Annotated in this window: 10 protein-coding genes; all 10 read left to right on the forward strand. The window is 45.8% G+C overall.

The features are described from left to right. Window positions 1-13 precede the first annotated feature (13 nt). Window positions 14-7,759 carry an SDR family NAD(P)-dependent oxidoreductase gene (locus ACDJ59_RS02985; protein WP_413407583.1) on the forward strand — a complete coding sequence of 2,582 codons (7,746 nt, stop codon included), beginning with the start codon at window positions 14-16 and terminating at the stop codon, window positions 7,757-7,759. After that, complete coding sequence (locus tag ACDJ59_RS02990) at window positions 7,737-16,730, forward strand: SDR family NAD(P)-dependent oxidoreductase (protein WP_413407584.1); 8,994 nt, start codon at window positions 7,737-7,739, stop codon at window positions 16,728-16,730. Before ACDJ59_RS02985 ends, ACDJ59_RS02990 begins: the two co-directional genes overlap by 23 nt. A gap of 27 nt (window positions 16,731-16,757) precedes the next feature. Beyond that, window positions 16,758-17,609 carry a 3-hydroxyacyl-CoA dehydrogenase family protein gene (locus ACDJ59_RS02995; protein WP_047843972.1) on the forward strand — a complete coding sequence of 284 codons (852 nt, stop codon included), beginning with the start codon at window positions 16,758-16,760 and terminating at the stop codon, window positions 17,607-17,609. Between the two features lie 35 nt (window positions 17,610-17,644). Beyond that, window positions 17,645-17,878 (forward strand): acyl carrier protein, encoded by a 234-nt coding sequence (locus ACDJ59_RS03000; protein ID WP_017686948.1) that lies wholly within the window; start codon window positions 17,645-17,647, stop codon window positions 17,876-17,878. Between the two features lie 58 nt (window positions 17,879-17,936). Beyond that, window positions 17,937-19,007, forward strand: a complete 1,071-nt coding sequence (locus ACDJ59_RS03005) for an HAD-IIIC family phosphatase (RefSeq protein WP_413407585.1) — start codon at window positions 17,937-17,939, stop codon at window positions 19,005-19,007. A gap of 30 nt (window positions 19,008-19,037) precedes the next feature. Continuing rightward, entirely contained in the window at window positions 19,038-20,312 is a 1,275-nt protein-coding gene (fabD, locus tag ACDJ59_RS03010; protein ID WP_047843970.1) for an ACP S-malonyltransferase, read from the forward strand. A gap of 87 nt (window positions 20,313-20,399) precedes the next feature. Further along, entirely contained in the window at window positions 20,400-21,380 is a 981-nt protein-coding gene (locus tag ACDJ59_RS03015; protein WP_017686951.1) for an ABC transporter ATP-binding protein, read from the forward strand. After that, window positions 21,377-22,249 carry an ABC transporter permease gene (locus ACDJ59_RS03020; RefSeq protein ID WP_211082611.1) on the forward strand — a complete coding sequence of 291 codons (873 nt, stop codon included), beginning with the start codon at window positions 21,377-21,379 and terminating at the stop codon, window positions 22,247-22,249. Before ACDJ59_RS03015 ends, ACDJ59_RS03020 begins: the two co-directional genes overlap by 4 nt. Window positions 22,250-22,286: 37 nt before the next feature. Beyond that, window positions 22,287-25,973 (forward strand): amino acid adenylation domain-containing protein, encoded by a 3,687-nt coding sequence (locus tag ACDJ59_RS03025; RefSeq protein ID WP_413407586.1) that lies wholly within the window; start codon window positions 22,287-22,289, stop codon window positions 25,971-25,973. Further along, window positions 25,966-26,991 carry a hypothetical protein gene (locus tag ACDJ59_RS03030; protein WP_413407587.1) on the forward strand — a complete coding sequence of 342 codons (1,026 nt, stop codon included), beginning with the start codon at window positions 25,966-25,968 and terminating at the stop codon, window positions 26,989-26,991. Before ACDJ59_RS03025 ends, ACDJ59_RS03030 begins: the two co-directional genes overlap by 8 nt. Window positions 26,992-27,000 lie beyond the last annotated feature (9 nt).

Genomic DNA, 27,000 nt, shown 5'->3' on the forward strand with positions numbered 1-27,000 from the left:
AAAGGAGAGCAAAATGAGAAAAGGATTAATGGGAAGTATTAAACTGGATGATCTCCTGGAATCCGGGGCAGAATCGGTCGATATCGAAAGTGTTTCGACTAAGGACATTGCCATTATTGGAATGTCCGGCAGATTCCCGGGTGCAGAGGAACTCGAGGCATATTGGAGCAATCTGGTTAACGGTGTGGACAGTATCAGCGATTTTCCCGCAGAACGACAATCTTTCACAGATTATTATATGAAGACACGGGGAGAGTCGGTCGCGTATACCAAAGCAGGGTTCTTGAATCATATTGACCGATTCGATTATCGTTTCTTCAACCTGTCTCCCCGTGAAGCTTCTCTCATGGACCCCAATCAGCGGTTGTTTCTTGAAACGGCTTGGCACGCCATTGAGAATTCGGGATATGGAGGCGGGAAACTTAAAGGAAGCAACACAGGTGTGTACGTTGGGTTTCGAAACGATGAAGTATATGACTACAAAAGATTAATCACTGACTTGGAACCTCAGGCAGATCCCAGTGCAGTTCCAGGTAATCTGGCCTCCATTCTGGCTAGCCGGATTTCTTACTTGCTGGATCTGAAGGGGCCGAGCCTTTGTCTTGATACAGCATGTTCATCTTCTCTCGTAGCCATCCATCTCGCGTCCCAGGCCATTCGAAACGGGGATTGTGACCTGGCTGTCGCTGGTGGCGTCAAGATACGTTTGTTTCCCCTGGATGAAGGGAACAAGCTTGGTGTGGAAGCGCCAGATGGCAAAGTGAAGGCGTTTGATGCAGATTCGGATGGGACGGTGTGGGGTGAAGGTGCTGCCGCTATTATCCTCAAACCTTTGAACAAAGCACTCAGGGATCGAGACCATATTTACGCAGTCATCAAAGGAAGTGCTGTGAATCAAGATGGAACTTCCGTAGGCATCACAGCGCCGAATACTGCTTCACAGGCAGATTTGCTGGTGAAAGCATGGAAAAATGCGGGGATTAACCCGGAGACGCTAAATTATATTGAAACACATGGTACAGGAACAGATATGGGAGATCCCATTGAGTTTGAGGCCATTCGCAGAGCGTTCCAAAAGTTTACAAACAAGAAACAATTCTGTGCTATTGGTTCAGTGAAGACAAATGTGGGCCATTTGGATTGTGTAGCTGGCATGGCTTCGCTTTTCAAGGTCATTATGGGAATGCGTGAAGGCATGATGCCACCCACACTTCATTTTCAGCGTCAAAACTCAAAAATCAACTTTGAAGATTCTCCAGTCTATCTCAACACTCGCCCTAGAATATGGCATGCCGAAGGAGCTCCACGCAGATGTGGTGTCAGCGCGTTTGGTCTAAGTGGAACCAATAGTCACATTGTAGTTGAAGAGCCGCCACGTTATCACAGGGCAGTTACCGCAGTGACCCCGGGTATGCAAATTTTAACGATCTCTGCCAAAAGTGCTGCCAGCTTAACAAAGCTGGTGCAAGCGTATCAGGCCTTGCTCGTTTCAGATCCTGAACTTTCGCTGGCAAATCTATCATTTTCGGCTAATACCGGAAGAGGGCACTACACTCAAAGGCTTGCGATCACTTACAGTGATCGCAAGGATTTGGAAAGAAAATTGAAGCTTGTATCAGACGCAAATGGTGCTCTTGATCTCGAGATAAACGGAGTACACACAGGCATACATCGGATAATAACAGCCGGTGCAGGGGAGTCCACGCGAAGTACAGGGGAAATCACGGAGCAGGAGGTCAGACTACTTGGACAGAAGGCCCAAGCATGGCTTTCTGAACCTCATCTTCATCCGAGGGAAGTGCTGTTGGAGGCCATTTGTGATTTGTATGTTCAGGGAGCCGATGTGAGTTGGGAAGATCTGTACAGAGAAAAGTCTGTGCGCAGGATTCCACTTCCGTCATACCAGTTTGAACCGAACATATGCTGGCTGGACTGGAAATCGGACATGGATCAACGCCAGACAGATGACATGTATCGGAGCTTGTATAGAACACGCTGGATCGCGGATTTATTGGAACCATCCATACCCGATGAGGAGCAGCAGCCAATTGATGATGGGATAACCTTGATATTGCGAAAAGATAAAGACCTTGAAGGCGAAAGGCTTGAAACCACCTTGCGTAATCTGGGACGAAAGCTGGTATCCGTGACATTTGACGGAGATGTTGCCGTTATGGAAGGACTCTCAGGTCTAGTTCAACTTTCTTCAGAAGATGTTTATGATCACCTGCTTGGTGCACTGCCTTTCAATGATATAACCCGTGTTATTCATCTACTGAGTTCAACGCCCAGAATGCAGGTGCATAATCTGGCGGATCTTTCTCAGGCGGAAATAGAGGGTCCTCTGAGTCTGTTCAGACTGGTCAAATCTCTGGTGCAGAGAGCGGTGTCTGGCCCTGTAGACATATCAATTGCTACGACAACTGCTTATCAAGTGACGGGGGACGAAGTGGAACTGTATCCTGAGCACGCTGCCTTGATCGGCTGGGCTAAGGTTATAGGAAAGGAATATCCGCATATCCGGTGTCAGTGCATTGACAGAGATGAACATAGTTCACTTGAATCTATTCCGGAGTTGGTTAGTGGCGCAGGCATCTCCAACGAGAATTTTGCCTATCGGAATGGGATTCGTTATGTTGAACAGCTGGATGAATGGAACACAGAGACTCAGGAAAATAGGGACTGGCAACTGGTTGAAGATGGAGTATACATCATAACGGGTGGAGCAGGGGGGATAGGTTCAGAGATTGGGAGATGGATGGCTGGTCAGGCAAAGGTACGAATTGTCCTACTGGGACGGACTGAATTACCCAACAGAGAGCAATGGCCGCTGCTTCGTAAGAAGGGGAAAGATCAAACGGCTGTTCAGCAGATTATTCGTGAAATAGATGCCATGGAAAGTCTCGGAGCAATGGTAACTTATTTTAGCGTAGATGTATCCGATGAAATGCGTCTTACCCATACGTTGGATGTTATCAGAAAAACGTTTGGTTCTATACATGGAATTGTGCATTGTGCAGGAACGGGAAGTGATCTGTCTACCGATCAGAAGAGTGAAGATGACGTCAAGCGCACGTTGGCTCCCAAGATCAGGGGGACATGGTTGCTTGATCAACTTACCCGACAAGATCAGCCTGATTTTATGCTGTTATGTTCTTCTATCGCTACAACATTTAGCACGTTGACTATGGGAGATTATGTTGCAGCCAATGCCTACCTGGATACGTTCGCTGCACAACGAACCAAGCAGGGACTTCACACACTCGCGATTAACTGGGTGACCTGGAGGGAGCGGGGAATGGCAGCACGTTCGGGTTTTACGGCGGATACTATATTTAAGGCCATTTTACCTGAACAGGCGATCCATACTCTCGCAGACGTTGTTACTCAAAAAGTAGACCGCGTTATTATCGGGGAATTAAACATAGATGGTGGGGGCATTCGTTTACTCGAACGTTCAGGGATTCGGGTTGCTCCACATTTGCTCGAACGATTGAAGAGAATGAAGTCTACGACCGGGTCTATAGCAGAAATGGCTTCTACCCGATCACTTTCACAACATGGCACGGGTCAGGTGATCCTAATGGGAAAAGAAAAAGAGGATTACACCGAAGCAGAACGACGTGTCGCTGATGTTTGCAGACAGGTATTGGGTTTCGAGGAAATTAACATCCATGAAAATTTCTTTGAACTGGGAGCCGATTCCCTCTTGTTAAAAACGATGCATGCCAGATTGGAACTGCTTGATCCAGGTTCACTTATGATTACGGACTTGTTTGAGCACGCAACAGTTTATAAACTGGCCCGTTTTCTGGTAGATAAACGCCAGGGAAGCAACAACATGACACATCATACACCGATGAAAGGAACGGAACAGGACATAGCCATTATTGGTATTTCCGTCAAACTGCCTAACGCCAACAATACTGATGAATTCTGGGACAATATTCGTAACGGGTTGGATTGCAGGACCGCATTGTCTGCAGAACGAAAGGATGCCATTGATCGCTATATTCGATATAAACAGTTTCCTGAGGGCAGCGTTGCTCTTGTGGAAGGGTCCTATATTGATGAGATTGATAAGTTCGATAGTACCTTTTTCCGTTTGTCTCCCAAGGAAGCAAGCCTGATGGACCCACATCAGCGTCTTTTCCTGCAGGCATGCTGGGAAGCAGTTGAAGATGCCGGTTGTGTAGAAAACATTAGTGGAAGTTATACCGGGGTGTTTGTTGGATACTCGCCGAATATTCGCGATATGTATTCACGACTCATTTATGAAACCAATCCGACTCTGCTATCCAGCGCTATGGTGGGCAACACAGCAGCAGTTACCTCTGGAAGAGTATCTTATATGCTGGACTTGAAGGGGCCATCGATGGTCGTAGATACAGCCTGTTCATCATCCCTCGTTGCTGTAGATGCTGCATGTCAATCGATTCGTAGCGGCAAATGTGAAATGGCCATAGCTGGTGGGATTAAAATCCATACCATGCCAATTCATCACACGAATACACGCATGGGAATAGGCATGGAATCCATGGATGGAATCACGCGTGCATTTGATGAGGAATCCGAAGGAACGGGATTTGGCGAGGGCATTGGTGTAATCATGCTCAAACCACTCGAAAAAGCTAAACAGGATGGCGACCAAATCTATGCGGTCATTAAGGGATCAGCATCCAATCAGGATGGTAGTTCTGCCGGGATGACAGCACCAAATCCGGCAGCTCAGGAAGACGTGATTCGCAAGGCATGGGATGATGCTGGCATTGATCCTGCGACCATTGGTTATGTGGAAGCCCACGGGACGGGTACACCTTTAGGGGATCCGATTGAAGTAAACAGTTTGACGAATGCATTCCGTATGTTCACCGACAAACGAAATTTCTGTGCGATTGGATCTGTCAAAGCCAATATGGGTCATCTGCTTGAGGCAGCGGGAATCGTCGGGTTGATCAAAGCAGCGTTGGCACTGAAAAACAAGGAATTGCCTGCAACGATTCACTTTAATCGACCCAATGAAAATATCCCGTTTTACGATTCTGCCATATACGTCAACACCGTTACTCGTAAGTGGGAGGTTGAAGGCCATCCGCGGCGAGCTGGCGTCAGTGCGTTTGGCATGAGCGGAACCAATGCCCATATAGTGCTGGAAGAACCACCGGCAGACTATACCCATAAAGAACTGCCTGACCACGTTCCTCACGGCGGGCCACAGTTGTTCATGCTTTCGGCCAAATCACGTGAGAGCTTGCAGCAACTTGTTACGAGATACGTTGGATATGGTCCGCAATTATTACAAATGAATTTGCAGGATATTTGTTACACGGTCCAGGCTGGGCGCAGTCATTATCCGCATCGATTAATTTTTGCAGTGAATACGACAATGGAGCTTGTTTCCCGTTTGAATGAATTGAACCGGCTCTACTTTTGGGAGTCTGAACTGGGCGACACCGGCAAGGTTTTCTATCGTTATGCAGAACACCGATTGGTATCAGGTACGGATGGGATTAGACGTCCGGATGATCTAACTCTGGTTCAGAAGGAAAGTTTGAACGCCGAAATTCAAGAAGTGGCATTAGCGTGGAGGAACGGCCTGTACAGGGACGAATCCATGCAGATCAAAATTAGTGAGTTGTATTCGGCGGGCGCAGATTTGCCACCATTATTATGGAATGACGGACAGGCACCTCGTAAAGTGCGGCTCCCGGTGTATGCTTTCGAGCGTAAGACACACTGGCTGGACATACCCGACGTTGCCCCGGTAAAAGTGGAACGTATGGAACAACCATTTCATGTTATTCGTTGGGTTAACACGCCATCCAACGATGGGACATCATGGATGTCCTCCGAATCTGGAGATGTGTTATTGTTCACAGGAAAAACCGCTCTTTCGGCATCGATCTATGAGAGATTACAAGCTGCGGGTCGGAAGGTTGTAAGAGTAGAGATTGGACTTCAAAAGGATTCTACTCCAGGCGATGGATGGTATGGCGTTGATTCAAATAAACAGGCGTATGAGGACTTGTTAACAGATCTTCAATCTGAGTATCAATTCACACATATTATCCATATGTCAACGACTGAGCAAGCAGTATTTCCTGAGAGTATCGAACAATTAGAGGTGACCCAGCAACGTGGGGCTCGCAGCCTGATGTATCTTACACAGGCGCTGGCACATGTGGGTTATGAACGCGGGCTGAGCCTTACGCTGGTATCTGATTATGTTAACGAAGTGACAGGTAATGAACGTGTCCTTCAGCCACAACAAGCTCCTTTTATGGGAATGGGACGAGTTGTAGGTCAGGAATTGATGGGCATATCCTGCAAGTTCCTGGACGTTGATGATGTTGTCTCTGCTGAAGATGTGTTACAAGAGATCGGCCGAAAGTCTGATTTGTATCTTGTTGCTTACCGGGAAGGTACCCGTTATGAGGAGCAGTTCGAGACTTTGAACGATACGACGGTGATCGGCCATTCGCCAGCAATGCAAAATGACGGTGTATACGTGATTACTGGCGGCACGAAAGGCATTGGACTGGAAGTTGCCCAGTACTTGGCTGACAAGGGAGCAGGACATGTTGCTTTGCTTGCCCGTTCACCTTTTCCGCCGCGTGACCAGTGGACTGAATGGCTTGATCAGAACAGAGACAGGGAAGTGTGCGAGACTATAAACCGGGTGATGGATCTGGAGAAGAAGGGAACGTCATGTTCATTTTATCAAGTGGATATCGGGCATCTGGATAGGCTACGTGAGGTATTTGATGAACTTCGACAAAACTACGGTCCCATTCGTGGCGTAGTCCACAGTGCCGGTGTACCTGGTGAAGGCATGCTGATGCGCAAGACGGAGGAACAGTTCTCAGCGGTGATAGGTCCCAAAGTCCATGGAACATGGGCGCTTGATCAGGTCACGCTTGAGGATAATCTTGACTTCTTCCTGCTCTTCTCCACGATCTCTTCGGTGTTTGCTGCTCCGGGCCAGGGGGACTATGCTGCTGCCAATGCATACCTGGATGCGTTTGCTGCATATCGAAGCAAGCTCGGGAAACGAACACTAACTATTAACTGGAACACATGGCGAGATACGGGGATGGGCGTTCGTTACGGCATCAATGTGGATGGCGTATTCTCTGCCATTCCTACGGAGCAGGGCATTGCATGGCTGGATCGTGCGATGGGAATGACCTTGAATCGGGTAATCGTCGGCGAGATCAATCGTGAAAGTAAATTGCTTGGCATGATGTCAAGTGTTGCTGTGAGACTATCTGATGACCTGAGATCTCTGGCTACTAATGAGAAAACTGTGTTTCCTGAAACTCAGAATCAGACCGGTTATGCAGAAGTTACTCTGGATGGCAGGACAGGAGAAGGAGCATATAGCGATGCTGAGGATCTGATTGCCAAAATCTTCGGTTCGGTACTAGGGTTCAGTGAAATCAATATTTATGACAGTTTCTTCGAATTAGGGGGAGATTCAATCATGTTGGGCCAGATGCATGAGTTATTGGATCGGCATTTCCCCAATAAAATCAAACTGGTAGATCTGTTCGAATATACAACTGTAGACAAACTCAGCAATTACATTGCAGGCAATGAGCAACATACCCTGCAAGCTGCACCGATAACATCCGCATCAGAAGAGCAGGACGGAGATTGGAATGACTCATTAAGCCATATGCTGGACAAGTTGCAGGACGGGGAAGTATCTGTCGAAGACATTCTTCATCGTTTGGATGAAATACGGCCAGGGGAGTGAGCTTGTGGAGAAAGTCTACAAACATGTTGTTGAAAACATAGCCTCCGGCAAAATTGACAAAGTGACGGGGATTCAGGTCATCAATCTGCTGAAGCAGGAAGAAGCAAATCATCAAGAGGATATAGCAGTCATAGGCATGAGCCTTAAATTTCCCCATGCGAATCGTCCGGAGGAATACTGGCACATTGTTGAGCAGGGGATTGATTGCATAGGTGATTATCCATCTGATCGAAAATCTGTAACGGATGAGTACCTCAGACTAAGCGGATATTCAGACGAATTCCTTCAATATCTGGATGGAGCTTTTCTGGATGAAGTGGATCAATTCGATTATAAGTTCTTCCGTCTCTCGCCAAAAGAGGCCAGTCTGATGGACCCTTGTCATCGTTTATTTTTGCAAACAGCATGGCATGCCATCGAAGATGCCGGTTACGGCGGGCAAAGGCTTGCAGGAAGTAATACCGGCGTCTTTACCGGATTTGCCAATAGCAACAACTATAAGGAAATGATCAAGGATACCAATCCGGAAGAGTTGTCTATTGCGATGACTGGAAATATCGCGTCAATGCTTCCAACCCGCATCTCGTATCTGCTTAATCTAAAAGGACCGACCATGGTAGTGGATACGGCTTGTTCGTCCTCGTTGGTATCCGTTTATCTGGCTTGTAAATCGCTGATGAACGGGGATTGCAACATGGCGATTGCCGGAGGAGTTAAGCTGGACATTCTGCCAGTGGATAATGACTTTCTGAAGATTGGGATTGAATCCACCGACTACCGGACAAGAGCTTTTGATAAAGAAGCAGATGGCTCCGGTATGGGTGAAGGTGTGGCTGCAGTAATTTTGAAGCCGCTTCGTCAGGCTCAGAAGGATGGAGACCACATCTATGGTGTAATCAAAGGCATCGCCTTGAATCAGGATGGAACGTCCATGGGCATCACGGCCCCCAATCCGGTTGCTCAATCCGAAGTAATCGAGGAGGCGTGGAAGCGAGCAGGCATCCACCCGGAATCCTTGGCCTATATTGAAACTCATGGAACAGGAACCAATCTGGGTGACCCTATCGAGATTCAGGGGCTGGAACGTGCTTTTCGAAAATATACGAATAAAAAGCAATTTTGTGCAATTGGTTCGGTCAAAACCAATGTCGGTCATCTGTATGAAACAGCAGGTATGGCCAGTCTAATTAAAGGGCTTTTATCGTTGTATCATCGGAAACTCCCGCCTTCCCTTCATTTTAATTATCCAAACCTGAATATTGATTTCGGGAATTCACCCGTCTATGTCAATACAAGGTTAAGAGAGTGGGAGCGAGGTGCTGATCCGCGTAGATGCGGGATAAGTACATTTGGTTTGAGCGGAACAAATTGTCATATGGTGCTGGAAGAAGCTCCTGTACAGGCCACTTTGACCGTTACGCATGATGGGCATACGGGTGTTCATCCATTCACGTTGTCTGCGGGATCAGATCATGGAATTCAAGTTCTCATGAAACAGTATCTGGACGGAGTATCTACCTTCCCCGACAGGTATTCATTACTGGATGTGTGTCGAACAGCCAATGCATGTCGTGGACATTATGCTCACCGAGTGATCATTTTGGCTGAACATTTGGAGGATTTGCGCATTAAGCTGACCCAGGTTATATCTGGAGACATTCATACGTTCACAGCACCTTGGTTTCATTATGGGGAACACCGACTGATCAGCGACAATCGGGAAGTTGCAGGGGTACTTGATATTACCCAGAAAAACGTTCGTGCGTTAAGTGAAGAGGTCAGACAAGAATTGAACCAGGTGAATGAGGCTACATTCGACTGGGGGCGCCTGTGTACTCTTTACGTGCAAGGGGCATCCGTGGACTGGTGGCGTCTGTATGAGGGTAAGTCTACGAAGACCGTACCTCTGGCGGGTTATCCCTTTGATTCGCAGAAGTGCTGGATTGACATGGGAAGCAGACCAGCAGAAGAGAGTGTCCACCATGACAACGGATTGTTTTCTCTCACGTGGCATGAGCTTGAGGGAGATTACGAGGATAACGAAGTTCATTCAAGCGAGAGAGTTGTACTCTTTACAGCTGATGACAAAGGTGGGGCTGACCTTGCATTGTTTTTGCAACAATCGGGTAAGGACGTCATTAAAGTTTGCCCGGGAGATTACTATGAACAGAGGAACGATACTGATTTTCGAATTGGTTCCAAAGAGGGCGATTTTGATTCTTTAGTCAATGCTTTGGATTCAAAATCATGGTCACAGGTCATCTACGCACCTACCTTTGCTTCGGACACTTCTGTTCAGAATCTGGTGGAGTTGAATGAATCACAGGAACGCGGTGTTTACAGCCTGCTGTATCTGGTTCGTTCTTTGACCAGACATGGTATTGATTATGATATGGATATGGTGATTTTGACCCAATGTGTCCATCATGTCACAGGCAAAGAACAGGTTCTTAGACCCGAGCTCGCACCGCTAGAAGGTCTTGCCAAGGTCATACGCAAGGAGCATCTGAACATACAATGTCGAGTTATCGACCTGGAAGATATGCTATGGAACAAGGGGAGTGCAGAGTCTGTTCTCAGAAAAACAGATCACTTCCTTACCGCCATTCGAGACGGAAAACGGTATATTCAGTCATTCGGTACACTCCAGCCTGTTGCAGAGTCGGACAGTAACAATGGACAATTTCCGGCTCTTCATTCAGAAGGGATATATCTTGTGTCTGGTGGAGCCGGAGGTATCGGGATTGAAGTATCCAAATATTTGGCTGGCAGGGACAAGGTACATCTGGCCTGGATTAATCGTACTGCCTTTCCACCCCGGAGAACATGGGAGGCGATTTTGGAAGCACAGCAGGATCAGTCGTTATGCCGAAAGATTCAGGGAGTTCTCGATATTGAAAATATGGGAGCTACCGTTGAAATATACAGCGCTGACATTTCCAAAAAAGAAGAGGTAGTTCCAATTGTAGAAGAGCTGCGTCAACGTCATGGGAAGATCCGGGGGGTTATCCATGGTGCGGGAATCGGAAGATCCGACTTATTGATGAATCGTACGGATGACCAGTTTAAAAGCATTTTCAATCCGAAAGTGATGGGTACACGTATTTTGGATGAAGTTACCCATTCGGATGATCTGGATTTCTTTCTTCTGTTTTCTTCAGTAGCAACGATGTTTAGCGGAGCCGTTCAAGGAGATTATACCGCAGCCAATGCTTATCTGGATGCCTACGGGGAATATCGGAACAAGCTCGGAAGAAGGACACATGTGGTGAACTGGACGACCTGGAAAGAGACTGGTATGGCCCTTGAAGGTGGTTTCACAATCGACACCATTTTTAAAACGTTGCCAACCGGTAAGGCTCTTGAAGGGTTCGAGCAGGTGTTATCCCATAATGTACCGAGAGCACTTGTAGGTTATCTCAATTATGAGAACGGTGGAGTCTTCCTACTCGAAAAATCAGGGGTAATGCTCTCTCCTGTGCTGACTGCGCAAATTGAACTATTTAAGGAAAAAAAGAAGCAGGAAAAAGCGAACAAAGCAAAGAGTGTAACAACAAATCCAGCAGGAGAAGTAAGTCTGACAGGAAGTCTCAACGAAGAGTTTAGTGATACGGAAAAACGTGTGGCCGAATGTTGCAGAAAAATATTAGGTTTTGATCAAATTGATATTCACGACAACTTCTTTGAACTAGGTGCGGACTCTATTCTGCTAATGAAAATTCAGAGTGAAATTGAGCGGATTTTTCCAGGAGCCATTAATGTTACGGACCTGTTCGAATACTCGAATGTACATCATCTCGCAAAATTTATCGGTGGAAAAAACAAGAAGGAGGAACAGCGTCCTTCTCCAGCGATGCATCTCAAGAAGCGTACTGCGGCGGAACGAGATGGAGATATTGCGATTATCGGCATGGCTGTGAATGTGCCGCTTGCTTCCACACCTGAGGAGCTGTGGGCGCATCTCGTCAACGGCACGGATCTGGTTCGGTCGTTTCCCGAATCGAGAAAGGTGGATATTGACAAGCATTTTGCGTTCACAGGTCATGACCAGACACAGATGAAATACAATGAGAACGCGTATCTGGAAGACATAGACAAGTTTGATGCAGGTTTCTTTCGGTTATCGCCCAAGGAAGCAAGTCTAATGGATCCCAATCAGCGATTATTTCTTGAAGCTGCTTGGACTGCAATTGAGGATGCAGGGTATGGCGGCACCAGATTGAGTGGTAGTAAAACAGGCGTATATCTGGGATATGCGGCAACCTTGCGAGATCTGTATGCACGTCTCTTATATGAAGTTGATCCTGGGAGCGGATCAAGCTCCATGGTGGGTAATCTGACAGCAATGATGTCTGCCCGGATCTCATATTTATTGGATCTAAAGGGTCCAAGCATGGTTATTGATACGGCCTGTTCATCTTCATTGGTGTCTGTAGACATGGCTTGCAAAGCTATTCGTAGCGGACAATGTGATTATGCACTGGCTGGCGGAATCAAGATTAATCTGTGTCCGGTGGATGATGAAAATATGAAACTTGGCATTGAGTCTACAGATCATCGCTCCAAAGCTTTTGATGATGAAGCAGATGGAGCAGGTATTGGAGAAGGGGTTGCAGTGGTACTGCTGAAATCACTTCAGCAGGCATTGGATGACCATGATTCCATTTATGCTGTAATTAAAGGCGGGGCTGTGAATCAGGATGGCAGTTCAATAGGCATCACGGCACCTAATCCGGCATCTCAAACAGAGGTTATTATATCTGCTTTGGAGGATGCAGGAGTTGAACCGGAGACAATCACCTACATTGAAACACATGGCACGGGCACGACATTGGGAGATCCGATTGAAATTAAGGGCATATCCGATGCACTGTCGAGCTACACAGATCGCAAGCAATTCTGTGCGGTGAGTTCCATCAAGACCAACTTGGGGCATTCTTCGGAGGCTGCTGGAGTGATTAGTTTGGTGAAGGCGGTCATGGCGCTGCGTGAGAAAAAGCTTCCTCCGACACTGTACTTTAATCGACCTAATCGAATGATTGAATTTTCCAATTCACCGGTCTTCGTGAATACCCGTCTTCGTACGTGGCATTCCGAGGAAGGACCGCGACGTTGTGGGATTAGCGCCTTCGGGATTAGTGGAACCAATTGTCACGTTATCCTGGAAGAGGCCCCAGTGCAGACATTTGTCCAAGCAGAGGAACGCAGACCTTATATTTTGCCTCTTTCCGCCAAAAGTAAAGACTCTCTATCCAGATTGATCGCAACTTATCATGATTATCTCGATAGTTACGATGAACTGGATTTGTTAAGCCTGTGCGGAACAGCTGCTCAGGGAAGAGGACACTACAAGTTGCGTATCGCCATTCCTTTTAAAGACAAAGAAGAGCTGGTATCCCGATTGGACAAGCTGCATGGGTGCCCGTTTAGCGAGATTAAACCGCCCGTTGCTTATGCATCTGAACATCGAATGGTTCCTGAGACGAAGGAGCCGGGTGTTGGCGAATTGACGGAACAAAAACTTCGTGAATTAAACGAGCAAGCAGACAGGGTACTGAAGCTCATTAACGAGCACGGATGGGAAGATCAGCACTTGGAGGAAATATCGATTCTTTATACACAGGGGGCCGATATTGACTGGTCCAGATTGTACGCAGAAGAGGAAACCTTCCGGCTCCATCTTCCAACGTATCCTTATGAGCGCAATCGTTGCTGGATTGATATTCCCGAGCGAGTTGCGGTTCAACCATCCGTTGTGCAGAAGGAAGAACCAACGATGCATTACACCATTGGCTGGGTGGAAGCGACTAATCCTGAGCGGCTCATTCCGAATCCGCAAACCGTCTTGCTTTTGAAGGGGACAATTCCATTATGTGACAGTCTCTCCCGGGAACTTACTGAACGTGGAGCACATGTAATTGAAGTTACGCTTGGTGCAACATATGCGAAGATCTCTCCGGTTCATTATCAGATTGATGGTTCGGAGGATCAGTATCTGCAATTATTGAAAGCTACGAAGAACCACAGAATAGATCAGATTATTCACACCTTTACCATAAATGGTCATACAGCACCCGAGAGTCCTAAGGAACTGGAGGATGCCTTATGCCGAGGTGTGCATAGCTTGTTTTACCTTACAAAAGCCATTGTGGGTGCAGGATTGCGAAATCGAATGCGCATTGTGCTGTTATCCCAGTACGTTCATGAAGTTAGCGGCCACGAATCACATCTTGCTCCTGAACATGCAACGATGTTTGGCTTGGGCAAAGCGATTGGACAAGAGCATCCTCAGCTGGAATGCAAAGTCATGGATATAGATGATGACACCGCTATTCCTATTTTGCTCAATGCAATGAATGCAGATGATGTTTTCTACTCCACTGCTTATCGGAAGGGTCAACGATATGTGGAAGAGTTCAGGAAGACAGATCTGTTGGGAGCTGAGCTCTCTGATGTAACCATTAAGGAGCAAGGGGTCTATCTCATCACCGGTGGAATGGGCGGCATTGGCCGAGCATTCGCAGAACATTTTGCCAACAGACACAACGTTACCTTGATTCTTGCAGGCAGATCGGATTTCCCTGATCGGGAAACATGGCCAGCCATTTTGGAGGATAACAAGGATCTGGAGCAATGCAACAAAATTAAATGGATACATTCGATTGAGAACAGAGGTTCCACAGTAGGTCTCTACAGCGTGGATACAGGTGATCTTCAACAAGTATCAAGACTCATGGAGAACATCAGAGAGCAGCACGGCAAAGTGGATGGCATTGTTCATGGAGCAGGGGTAGCCGGTGAAGGATTCCTTGCATCCAAGGATGCGGAGACCTTTAACCGTGTGTTGCTTCCGAAAGTCCAGGGAACCTGGAATATGGATCAGGCAACAGCCCACGACTCTCTGGATTTTCTTGTTTTGTTCTCAACCACTTCAACATTATTCAGCTCTCCGGGTCAAGGAGATTATTCAGCAGCGAATAGTTATCTGGATGCTTATGCAGCGTATCGCAATCGCAGGGGTGGACGAACGTTAACGATCAATTGGGTGGCCTGGAAAGAGACCGGGATGGCCAAAGATTTTGGCGTAAATGATGACATGGTGTTCAAGTCTGTTTTAACAAAGTCTGCATTAAAGGCCTTTGACCAGGCTTTTCAGCGTAAAGTGCATCGATCTATCATCGGCGAATTGAATTATGACTCGGAATATATGGCCTACGTAGGTGATATGCCAATGATGATGTCGGAGGATGTATACAACACGATTCAGGATCAAAGTGCCAGCGTGATTGCTGAAGTGGAGATGAGAAAGGCAACGCTGAACAAAGAAGTCTCATTACACGGCCGCAATGATGGTCAATATACAGCCATGGAACAGATGTTATCCCGGATTTGGTCACTTCATTTGGGACTGACAGAAATGGATCTGTATGATGATTTTTATGAATATGGTGGAGATTCCATTATTGGTCTCAAGATGGCATCGGATATATACAGGGAAACGGGGATACAGATTAATCCTTCGGATGTGCTGCAATATCCGACGATCTGGGGACTGGGAGTTCACCTGCAATCTCTGGTCGATGTTGAGAATGCAACAGTCGGAAAACAGTCTATCCCTCATGCAGAAGTCAAAGAAGAATATCCACTTTCATCAGCTCAAAAAAGGATATTCTACCTTTGCACTCAGGACCCGGACAACATCAGCTATAACCTGAACAAAGCGTTGATTATGGAGGGGAATTTTGACCCATTCACGTTGAACGGTTATATGAACACTCTGATTCAGCGTCATGAATCGTTCCGTACATCATTTCACTGGGAACAAGGAGAGCCGATTCAGAGAATTCACGAGAACGTGGATTTTTCAATCGAAACGTTGCCAGATGTCATTCGTGGAACGGAAGCAGTGGAAGATGTAGTGAAGCAGTTTGTCCGACCGTTTGATCTAGAAGCGGCACCGTTGATCCGCATGATTGTTGGTTCGTTGGATGACGGTCGCCATCTGTTGATGTTCGATGTGCATCACTTGGTTACAGATGGAATGTCGATGGACAATATGATGCACGAAATCACGTCAATGTACAGTGGTTCACCTCTACCGAATATTCCTTATCAGTATAGAGATTACTCGGAGTGGAGCAACCAGTATCAGCAATCGGATTCAATTAAATCACAGGAAGCCTTCTGGCTGGAAACGCTGAAAGGGCCATTGCCCACACTTCAACTTCCAACAGACTTTTCACGGCCTGATCGAAAAACCTATGATGGAGCTAAAATGACTTTTTATGCCGACGAAGCACTCACTGCTCGTATAGGCAAGCTCGGAGCACGTACAGGAACCACGCTATACATGTTGCTCTTATCCGCCTTAAATGTCCTGTTGCATAAATATACGAACCAGAGTGATATACTCATCGGTTCACCTGTAACGGGTCGCCAACAGGGTAACTTTGATGCCACCATTGGCATGTTTGTGAATACAATTGTCCTGAGAAACGAACCTGTGCCTGATGACTCATTCAGGGAGTTACTTCTGGACGTGAAGCAGCGTACGTTATCGGCTTTTGCACATCAGGACTGTCAATTCGACCGAATTGTACAGCTTGTGAATAGTACACGTGATCCGAGCAGAAATCCGCTGTTTGATGTGTATTTTGCACTGCAAAATGTAGGGATGTACACCGGAGAGATTGAGGCTTTCAAAGGCACATTAATCGATTATGACAGTGGAGTTTCAAGGTTTGATCTGGCACTGGATGCGATTGAGCGTGATGGTACGATCGAGTTTATTCTGGAATATAATACAAGCTTGTTCTTGCCTGACACAGCTGAATATATCGCCAAAGATTTTGTGAAAATTCTTGAGATAATTTCAGAGCAGCCGGATACATTGATCTATGATATTGAAGTGGATCGTGTCACGGAGATCACGGATGAAGCTGTGGATGAAGAAGTGAATTTCAATTTCTAGCCAGATCACAGAGGGGCGTTGATAGGAATGAAGGTTGGTGTAATCGGAGCAGGCGTCATGGGAAAAGGGGTTGCGCAGAGCCTTGCCCAGTCCCGGCACAACGTGGTTTTAATCGATGTGAGTGATGAAGTTTTGGATCAGGCGAGAACAGCCTTGTTTACCAATATCCGATTTTCGGGATTCTACAACAAGGATACCGAGGCCGAAGACCCGGAAACGGTGCTCTCACGTGTGGAGTTTACGACACATTATGACTCGCTCAGCGATGCTGATTTTATTATTGAGAACGTGCCTGAACAATGGGATGTGAAAAAAGAGGTCTATGCACAGCTTGAAAACTATTGCCCCGATTCTTGTATTTATTTGGTCAATACATCATGCATTTCGATTACAAAAGTTGGTTCCATCACCAAACGGCCTGACAAGGTCATCGGTGTACATTTTATGAATCCGGTCCCGTTAAAGCCCGTAGTCGAAGCTATTCAGGGTTATCACACTTCGGATACAACGATTGAAGCGACCAGATCCCTGCTCCATACCATGGGCAAAGAAGCCATACTGGTACAAGATCTTCCCGGTTTTGTATCTAACCGAATATCCCATCTTCTCATGAATGAAGCTGCCTTTGTCGTTCAGGATCAGGTAGCTTCACCGGAAGAGGTGGATGACATATTCGTCAAATGTTTCGGACATAAGATGGGCCCACTTCATACAGCGGATTTGATTGGTTTGGATACTGTGGTTCATTCATTGGATGTACTCTATGAGAGTTATCAGGACCCGAAATACAGAGTATGTCCCTTGCTTCGCAAGATGGTGGATGCCGGATTGTTAGGCGCAAAAAGCGGTCAAGGCTTCTTTGAGCACGTGATTCTGTAAGTGTATCGACTATAAATTATACGAGGTGACTGTGCATGGAGTCCAAGGTCAAAGTAAAAACATTTCTGAGTCGTTTCTATCGCAAACGCGAAATTCAGGATGATGAGGATATTTTTGAATTGGGTTTTGCCAATTCTCTATTTGCGATGCAGATGGTGATGTTTCTGGAGAAAGAATTCAACATTCGGATTGAGACCCAGGATATGGATCTGAGCAACTTCCGTACGTTGAACAAGATTAATGAACTGATTGAACGAAAGACAGCATAGACTGCCTGACGGGCTTGAAGCAATAGTTTGGAACAATATGCCAAGGAGGGGTTCAGGTATGGGTGAGCCATCGGTAAGTTCGGTAATGGACAAACAAAAGCAAGAGAAGGTGAAGCTGGTCGTCTGGGATCTGGATAATACAATCTGGGAAGGTGTCCTTCTGGAAGATGAGAATGTTGTCTTGAGAGAGGGAATTATTGATGTGATTCGGACACTGGACGAGCGTGGGGTTCTGCAATCCATCGCCAGTAAAAATGACCATCAGACAGCCATGGAGAAGCTTGAGGAATTCGGAATTCATGAATACTTCCTATATCCCCAGATTCACTGGAATTCCAAGTCGAGCTCGATTCAATCCATCATAACTTCCATTAATATCGGAGCGAATACGGTTGCTTTTGTGGATGATCAGATGTTTGAGCTGGAAGAGGTACAGTTTGAGCATGCTGAAGTTCGATGCATAGATGCTGCCCAGTACCTGGACATTCCCGACATGGAGATGATGAATCCCCGCTTTATTACGGAGGACTCCAAACTTCGCCGTTTAATGTACAAAAGCGATGAGATCCGTAATAAGGCGGAAGATGAATTCACAGGTCCCAAAGATGACTTTCTGGCTTCACTTGGCATGACATTTACGATTTCACCCCTCAAGGGAGATGATCTGCAGCGTGCAGAAGAGTTGACGGTGCGGACTCATCAGCTGAACACCACAGGGTATACCTATTCCTATGAAGATCTGGAACAACTCAGTCAATCTCCTAATCACAAACTTCTCATTACAGGACTGGAAGACAAGTATGGAGCATATGGAAAAATTGGACTCGCTTTGCTTGAGATGGAAGAGGAGTACTGGACCGTGAAGCTGCTGCTGATGTCTTGCCGTGTAATGTCACGAGGTGTAGGCACGATTCTCATGAATTATATCCTGGAACAGGCGAAAGAAGCCGGGGTCAAGATACGGGCTGAATTCAAAATGACCGATCGTAATCGGATGATGTATCTGACCTATAAATTTGGCGGATTCAAAGAAATCCATCAGGAAGAGGACCTTGTCATTTTTGAACACGACATGAGCTATATTCAGAAAATTCCTTCATATGTGGAACTGAACATTATTAATAATTAATACACCAACCCTATTAATGGAGGTTACGACATGGAAAAAATAGCACTGCTGTTTCCGGGACAAGGTTCTCAGTATGTAGGTATGGGAAAGAGTTTCTATGATCAATATAGCATTGCCAAGCAAACGTACGAGGAAGCGAGTGACGTTGCAGGTGTGGATCTGGCAAAACTATGTTTTGAAGGAAGTCTATCTGAACTGAATCAGAATGAGAACATGCAACCTGCTCTACTGGCAACGAATGTAGCGGCTTTCAGAGTGTATATGGAAGAAGTGGGGATTCGACCACAATTCTGTGCAGGTCACAGTATGGGTGAATATTCGGCGTTGGTATGTTCAGGCGCCATGACATTTTCCGATGCTGTTCGAATCACCAAATTGCGTGGTGCGATGATGCAGATTCATATTGATCGGGGCACAGGATCAATGACCATTATGGACGGTATTGACGCATCCATCGTGGAGCAACTCTGTGAACAATACAGCGGCGAGCAGGGTGTAGCTGTAGTCTCCTGTTATAATTCGCCAACACAAGCTGCCGTATCCGGTCATCAATACGTACTGGAGGAGATCGAAGCAGCCGTATTGGATGCCGATGGTCAGGTTACTCCCCTAATGTCCAGTGCACCCATTCATAGTTCGCTGATGGCGGAAGATGCAGAGCGGCTCGGCCAAGAACTGGCAAAGTATTCGTACAATATGTTCAAATGGCCGGTACTATCCAATGTTACAGGTCAACCTTATGGTGATGTGGAGCGAATTCCGGGATTGCTGACAGATCAGATGGTCAAACCTGTGCAATGGACACGGATTCTTCAATACCTTGAGCGTTTTGGTGTCACACTTGCCATCGAAATGGGACCCAAAAATGTACTGAACAAATTGACCAAAACGAACTGTCCTGATATCAATTCGCTCTGCTTTGGCGAAAAAGCGGAACGTCAAAAATTGATCAGCATGTTTCAATCGGATGGCAAGAAGAAAAAAGGAGTACCCACAGTCATAACTAAATGTCTAGCAATTGCAGTGGCAACGCCAAACCAGAATTGGGATGAAGCAGAGTATCAACAAGGTGTTGTTCAGCGTTACAAACGAATCCAGGCAATTCAGGAGCAGGTTGAAAATGCAGGGGACAAACCCTCAAAAGAGCAAATGATAGAAGCGTTGGAACTGCTCAAGGGCATCTTTGAAACCAAAAAGTTACCTGTTAAAGAAAGAAATCAGTGGATGAATCATATCATTGATGATACTGGACATCACTACGAACTGGCGGAGTATCTGGTACACGAAGCTGTCGGCGTAAAGTGATTACATTAGGGGCGAAATACGCTGCAATAGCGTACTCGCCCTCCCATGAATTCAGCAATACAGGCAATACATAAAGGGGGAGAACAAGTGAGAGTGCTATCCGCTGAGAACGTCACGAAGTCCTATGGTAAACACCTAGCGTTAGATAACATGTCCTTTGAGCTTCGCAAGGGTGAGATCCACACAATTCTGGGGACCAACGGTTCAGGTAAAACAACTTTTATTAAAGTCTTGGCGACTCTGTTGACCAAGGATTCCGGAATTGTCAATATCGGCGGCTACGATTTGGATACCGATGCGAACATCATCAGGAGATTAATCGGATACGTGGGTCAAGATACTGAACGCTCTGCTTATGCGAGATTAACTGTTCGAGAGAACTTGATATTCTTTGGGAGACTTACCGGACTTAGCAAACAAGAGATTTCAAACCAGATTGACAAATTAAGTACGTATCTGGATTTCTCGGAACATCTGAACAAGCAATTTATGCAATTATCGGGAGGCCAAAAGCAAACCGTTGTCATTATGCGAGCCCTGCTGCATGATCCCGAAGTGATATATCTGGATGAACCGACCAAGGGCCTGGACCCGGTGATCTCCAGACGTGTACGTGAGTTCATTAAAAGTTATGTGCGAGATGAGGGGAAATCCATTATTCTGACCTCTCACATTCTGACTGAGGTAGAGGACATGACGGACCGGGTGTCCCTGATGCGCAAAGGAACGCTCCTTAAAACAGGTACAATTGCCGAACTAAAATCCAATCTGGGCGCAGTCGAATTCATCGACATTCCCAGAGCAGACTTGCCCCCTTCCATTCAGGAGCGAATCACTGCTCTGCCGGAGGTAACTTCCACTATTATTCGTGAGGAGGAAGACACGGTTTCCTTCGGAATCACGAACCTGTACGACGGGATGGGCGCGGTTATTAGTGAATTAAAAGAAGGCAATATCCATACGACCATTCAGCATAGACAACTAACACTTGAAGATTTGTTTGTTCAGCTCTATGTGAAGTCTGATGAAAATTTAGAGTACACATTGGCAGGAGGCAGAGAACAGTGAGTATCGAATATGCTAAAACCGGGACAGGTCAGGAAACGCTAAAGCTGCAAGCGATAGGTAAACCTACCGGATTTTTCGCCGTCGTGTGGGCAACAACCGTGAAGGAATTGCAGATTGCTGTAAGGTATCTGCCCAACTTCTTCGGTAACTTCCTACAGTTGGGTCTACGAGTACTCTTTTTCCTGCTGATGTCCACGTTTGTTGTATACGAGGGAGAGAATGTACTTCAAGGAGATAACCTGTTTATCTTTTATCTGGGTGCAATACTTGTATGGCTGTTCTACGGAGTAGCGTTAAACGCTCCGCTCGGCGCCGTGACGAATGATCTCCATAACGGCACATTGGAGTATCTGTACTGCAATCCAATCTCTCGTTATGCGTATTATGTAGGGACGGTTGTAGCCAGTGCATTAATGAATGTCATTGTGTTCATACCGATGTATATCCTGCTTGTTCTGTATGCAGGTCTCAACTTTGCTGAATCCATGATGATTCTAGTCACCTGTCTTGTGGTCATCGTTGCATTAATGGCGCTTGGCGTCATGATTGCACTACTGGGGATTTTGTACCGCCAGGTCTCATCCATTGTGGGTATTTTGTTTATCATGTTTGAATTTGTAGCAGGTGCTTATTTCCCAGTGGACCAGTTTCCGGCAGTCGTTCGTTGGATCGCATATCTCCTGCCTTATACCTGGGGGTATGATATGGTGCGTTATTACAGTTTCAAAACAGATTGGGTGCCCCTTGCACCGATCTGGATGGAATGGTGCATCCTCATCTTTTTTGCCATTTCGTATACAATCATCTCAATCGTTATGCTGCGCAAGGTAGAAAAGATGGCAAAGAAAAAAGGTCTTAACCTGATCTGATTATTCTTGATCCCAAAGAGAATGGGAGGCGTGCTAATTGTCAGCAGAGCCAAGTGCATTCATGCAAAATTTACTATTATCGAGCCGAAAGTTCGAAGAGGAGAAGCAATATTGGCTAAACCATCTCTCGGGGGACCTTCAATTCAGCATGTTCCCTAGTGAAAAAACGAGGGGAACATGGGGTGAGCAAGTGTTTGAGGAGATGCAAATTGCATTTCCTCAACCTGTTTCAGAACAAATCTTTCGCATTTCCGGGAACACCGAAGCTGGGGCATTTATTCTTCTACTGGCAGGTGTCACATATGTGTTACACCGTTATCTGGACAATGACGATATAACAGTAGGTATTCCCGCTTCGTCTGGTGCAGCAAATTCAAGTCAACTACGTGCTATTCGCATCAATTTTGGTGAAGAGTGTTCTTTTAAGGAGCTTGTTCTTCAGCTCAGGACCCTTGTGGGTGCAGCCAAAAAGTTTAACCATCTTTCGCTGGAGAAAATTCTTGAATTGCTTGGTCATGAGGGGACAGACTTGCCAAGGGTGGCCACTGTGGTTCGTATGGACAATATGCAGGAGAATCTACAGGAAACAGGACCCTTGGCCGATATGGTGTTTTCACTTCAAATGTCCAAAATGGGGCTGGCGTTACGCATGAATTACAATGCCGCATTATATTCTCGAGAAACCATTGAACAGATTGTAGACCATGTGATGCATGTGCTCTCGATGTGTACAGCCCATCCAGATGAGGGATTACATCATATAAAGATGCTCTCGTGCAAGGAAGACCAGGTTATTCAACATCTGAATGATACGGAGATACGTTTTCCTGAAGCTCGTTCAATCATCCAGATGACTCAGTCTTGGTCTGCGCAACAGCCGGATATTCCCGCAGTGATCTGCGGAGATCATATTCTTACCTATCGAAGCTTGGATTGCAAATCAGATCAACTTGCGAAATACCTGTTAGCTCAGGGAGTAAGATCAGGTGCCATTGTAGGAATTCTGTTAACGCGATCGGAAGACATGCTCTTGGCTATGCTGGGTGTACTTAAGGCGGGGGCTGCTTACATGCCGATGGACCCCGCTTATGCAAATAATCGTTTGCAGTTCATGCTGGAGGATAGCCAGGCTGCGATTTTGCTAACGAAGCCCGATCTGATCGGCTCACTCATATACACAGGCCAAATAATCGATATTTCTCGCATGGAAGAATGGGAAGACCAACATATCTCACTGCCAGTTGTTTCGTCGGAGCAGTTGGCTTATTTGATATATACTTCCGGATCTACAGGCAGGCCGAAAGGGGTCATGATTGAACATCGGGCACTAAGAAACTTTGTGGAAGGTGTATCCCGCAGCATTCCTTTTGAAGCTGGCAAACGAATTCTCGCCCTCACAACATTCTCCTTTGATATCTTTGTACTGGAAACGCTTGGGGCACTCGCTAACGGGTTAACACTGATAATGGCAGTAGAGGAGGATCAGTTAAGTCCAAGCCGTATTGCGCATCTAATTGTTACTCATAACATTGAATTAATACAAATAACTCCTTCTCGACTGCGGATGCTTCAGATTGGGCTTACAGTCGATTCACCGGTATGGAGCGTAATTCAAACATTGATGATCGGAGGGGAAGCTCTACCGTATGCCTTGTATGAGGAGATCGCGGGGATGACCTCTGCCCGCATCTACAATATGTATGGTCCCACAGAAACAACAATATGGTCGAGCATTAAGGAACTTTCGCCTACCACGACAATTTCGATTGGTCATCCGATTGCCAATACCCGTATTTATATTCTGGATAAGCGGTATCGGCATATGCCAATCGGAGCAACGGGAGAGTTATGCATCGCAGGAGATGGAGTAGCCAGAGGTTATTGGAACAGATCTGAGCTTACGGCCGAGAGGTTTGTAAAGGATCCTTTTCATGAAGGCGCTTATATGTATAAAACGGGAGATCTCGCACGACTCAATGCAAATGGAGATCTGGAGTATCTGGGTCGGACCGATTTTCAAGTGAAAATACGTGGTTATCGGATCGAACTCGGGGAGATCGAGAACAGGTTGCTCCAGTACCCGGCTATCTCGGCTGCTGCGGTCACAGTTCGGTCAGATCAGGATGGGCAGTCCCTGTTATGTGCCTATTACACAGTAACGGAGAGCCAAAGTCTCAATCAGGAGCAATTGCGATCTTTTTTGCTGACAGAGTTGCCTGAATATATGCTGCCCTCCAGATACACCATGTTGGATCATATGCCATATACGGCCAATGGGAAGTTGGACCGAAAAGCTCTTCCAGATCCCTTGCTCTTACAGGGAGAAGGGACGGATATTACACTTCCACGCAATGCATTTGAGCAGGTGCTCGCCGAATTGTGGTCGGATCTGTTGCAATTGAAAGAGATTGACGTTCATTCCCGCTTCTTCGAAATTGGAGGGCATTCGCTGAATGTCATCAAACTTGAGGCGAATATGGAGAGGCAGAGTATTCCGCTTACTGCTGATGAAGTGATGCGGCATGAGACTATTGCATCCCTGGCTGAAGTGCTTCGAAACAAGGGGTATGAAGCGGATGAGCATAATTCTGAAAAAGAGATATTTCTTGAAGAGCAGGATAAGCCAGAGACAGATGGTGCAATGGAGCAATTTACCGAAGAAGTCGGGGCAACAGCGGAAGCGGATCATCTTATCTTACATCATTCCCATAGGCCAATAGTTATCATCGCAGGAATAGAGCCGTTTAATGATGTTTTCTACAAAAACTGTTTCTATAATTCACTTTTTCCTGTATTGAACTTCTATTCTATTGGTGTACTGCCTGTGATGATCAACGACCGAATGCACTATAGATTCGATGAACATCAGGGCATACTCCGATTAGAGTATCAAGCTGTATTATCAGATGACCAGCTAATTGAGCGTATGGGGCTAACTTATGAAACGAAGACCTACAGCGAGGATGTTCGAAAAGAGATTATGGAGGCGGTTAATTTGAACCGCCCAGTAATTATCCGAGTGGACTGTTATTACGAGTCCTTGCGCAAAGATATGTATTTACGTACCCACTGGCCTCATTCCTTATTAATCTATGGGTATGATCTCCAGCGGCAAGTGTTCCATGTAATAGAACATGATCACCGGGACAATCTCACGTATCAACCGATGGAGATGCCTATGAATGATATTGTACAAGCTTATGAAGGATTCGTACGGCTTTTCATGGAGGAAGAAGAAGTACCCACGTTCTATGCATTTTCAGCTTGTGAAACGGTCTCACACAAAAGAAACAACATCATGCTGGGAGAACTGCGTGACATGTTTATTGATCATGTACGCGTTACACCAGGGGAGATTAATCAGGAACTGAGTCATCTTCTGTCCTTCATACAGAAGACGTATCAGTTCAATGAAGAAGAAGATTCACCTGATACGGCCTATGCTGAACTTGTTCTACAATCCATTGTAGACATTGTGAATGCCAAAAAGGTCGAAACCTATCGTATGCAACGGTTATATGAACATCATACCGATCTTGTTTCTGCTGCTCAGGCAATACAGGATCATTGGAGTGAGTTACGTAATGTGCTGGCGAAGGCGGTATATCGGGAGAATATGACACATAATCAGTGGAGAAAATTCACAAGCAAGCTGGAAGCCATTCATGAACTGGAGAAGCATAACTTAATAAATTGCTCAGGATTGGAGATCAGTCATGATTAAAAAATTGCAAATGAACGAGCCTTTAATGACTACCTACCCACATCATGCGAGTCTCTTTTCAATGCTGGATTTGGACAAGCGTTCACGTAGCTGGATTTATCATAATTTTCTATTGGTCATCCTGAGTCACAATGATGAAGGGGGCTATGGATTGGACGTCTGTTCACAATATTATCCTTGGCACAAATTCAAAATGTCGACATGCCCTATGTTCATTACAAGGGTGTACGATAGAGATATGATTTTAAAACAGTGGGAACTGCAAGATTTTATAGTGGAACTAATTCAAAAGAATAATTATATTTATTTCCTGAGAAATATTCCCGGTGGTGGTAAACATGAGGTATTCATCTCTGGATTTGATTCGGATCGTAAAGAGTTTTTGTGCCATGATTTTTGGGATGGATTCTACGGTGAGAAATGGCTTCCCTATGATGAGATCACTGTTATTCAAGATTCGAATTTCGATGCTGAATGGTCTACGGATTACCTGAACGGAATATGGGCCATTGAAAAGACAGATGAGTATAAGGAACCAAGTGAATATTATTATGAAACGGTTCTCCAGTTTTCCAAAGAGAATCTAATGAATATTTTGAAAGAATACGTAGGAGAGACTAATCAAGTTCGCAGTATTCTGAGAAAGGATCACCGTTATCTTGGAAGTGAAATATACGATAAGATGATTGATATGCTGGGGATGCAGAAGGAAGGGATGCAAAATCAGCCGTTTGCTATACATCCTTTTCACCTGCTTTACGAACATAAACAACTGCTTGCACAAGCCATACTTGACTTTCTCCCCGATCCTTCGTTAAAAATCCGATTGGAAGAACTGGTAAGCGAAGCTTTGAAGCTCCGTAATCTGGTCATGTATATGAATGAATTTATCATGGAGCAGGGTGTATACAAAAAGTATGATGTCATGCTTGATAAAATCATTGAATTGAAAAATATGGAATTGGCTATTATGAAACATGTATTCGAATACGAGTATCAATCACAGTTAGGACAATAATTAAATACG

The sequence above is a fragment of the Paenibacillus amylolyticus genome (assembly GCF_047302515.1).
Lineage (GTDB): Bacteria > Bacillota > Bacilli > Paenibacillales > Paenibacillaceae > Paenibacillus > Paenibacillus amylolyticus_G.

Coding starts and splice junctions, on each gene's coding strand:
- ACDJ59_RS02985 (WP_413407583.1), top strand. CDS start 14: ATGAGAAAAGGATTAATGGGAAGTATTAAACTGGATGATCTCCTGGAA.
- ACDJ59_RS02990 (WP_413407584.1), top strand. CDS start 7,737: ATGAAATACGGCCAGGGGAGTGAGCTTGTGGAGAAAGTCTACAAACAT.
- ACDJ59_RS02995 (WP_047843972.1), top strand. CDS start 16,758: ATGAAGGTTGGTGTAATCGGAGCAGGCGTCATGGGAAAAGGGGTTGCG.
- ACDJ59_RS03000 (WP_017686948.1), top strand. CDS start 17,645: ATGGAGTCCAAGGTCAAAGTAAAAACATTTCTGAGTCGTTTCTATCGC.
- ACDJ59_RS03005 (WP_413407585.1), top strand. CDS start 17,937: ATGGGTGAGCCATCGGTAAGTTCGGTAATGGACAAACAAAAGCAAGAG.
- fabD (WP_047843970.1), top strand. CDS start 19,038: ATGGAAAAAATAGCACTGCTGTTTCCGGGACAAGGTTCTCAGTATGTA.
- ACDJ59_RS03030 (WP_413407587.1), top strand. CDS start 25,966: ATGATTAAAAAATTGCAAATGAACGAGCCTTTAATGACTACCTACCCA.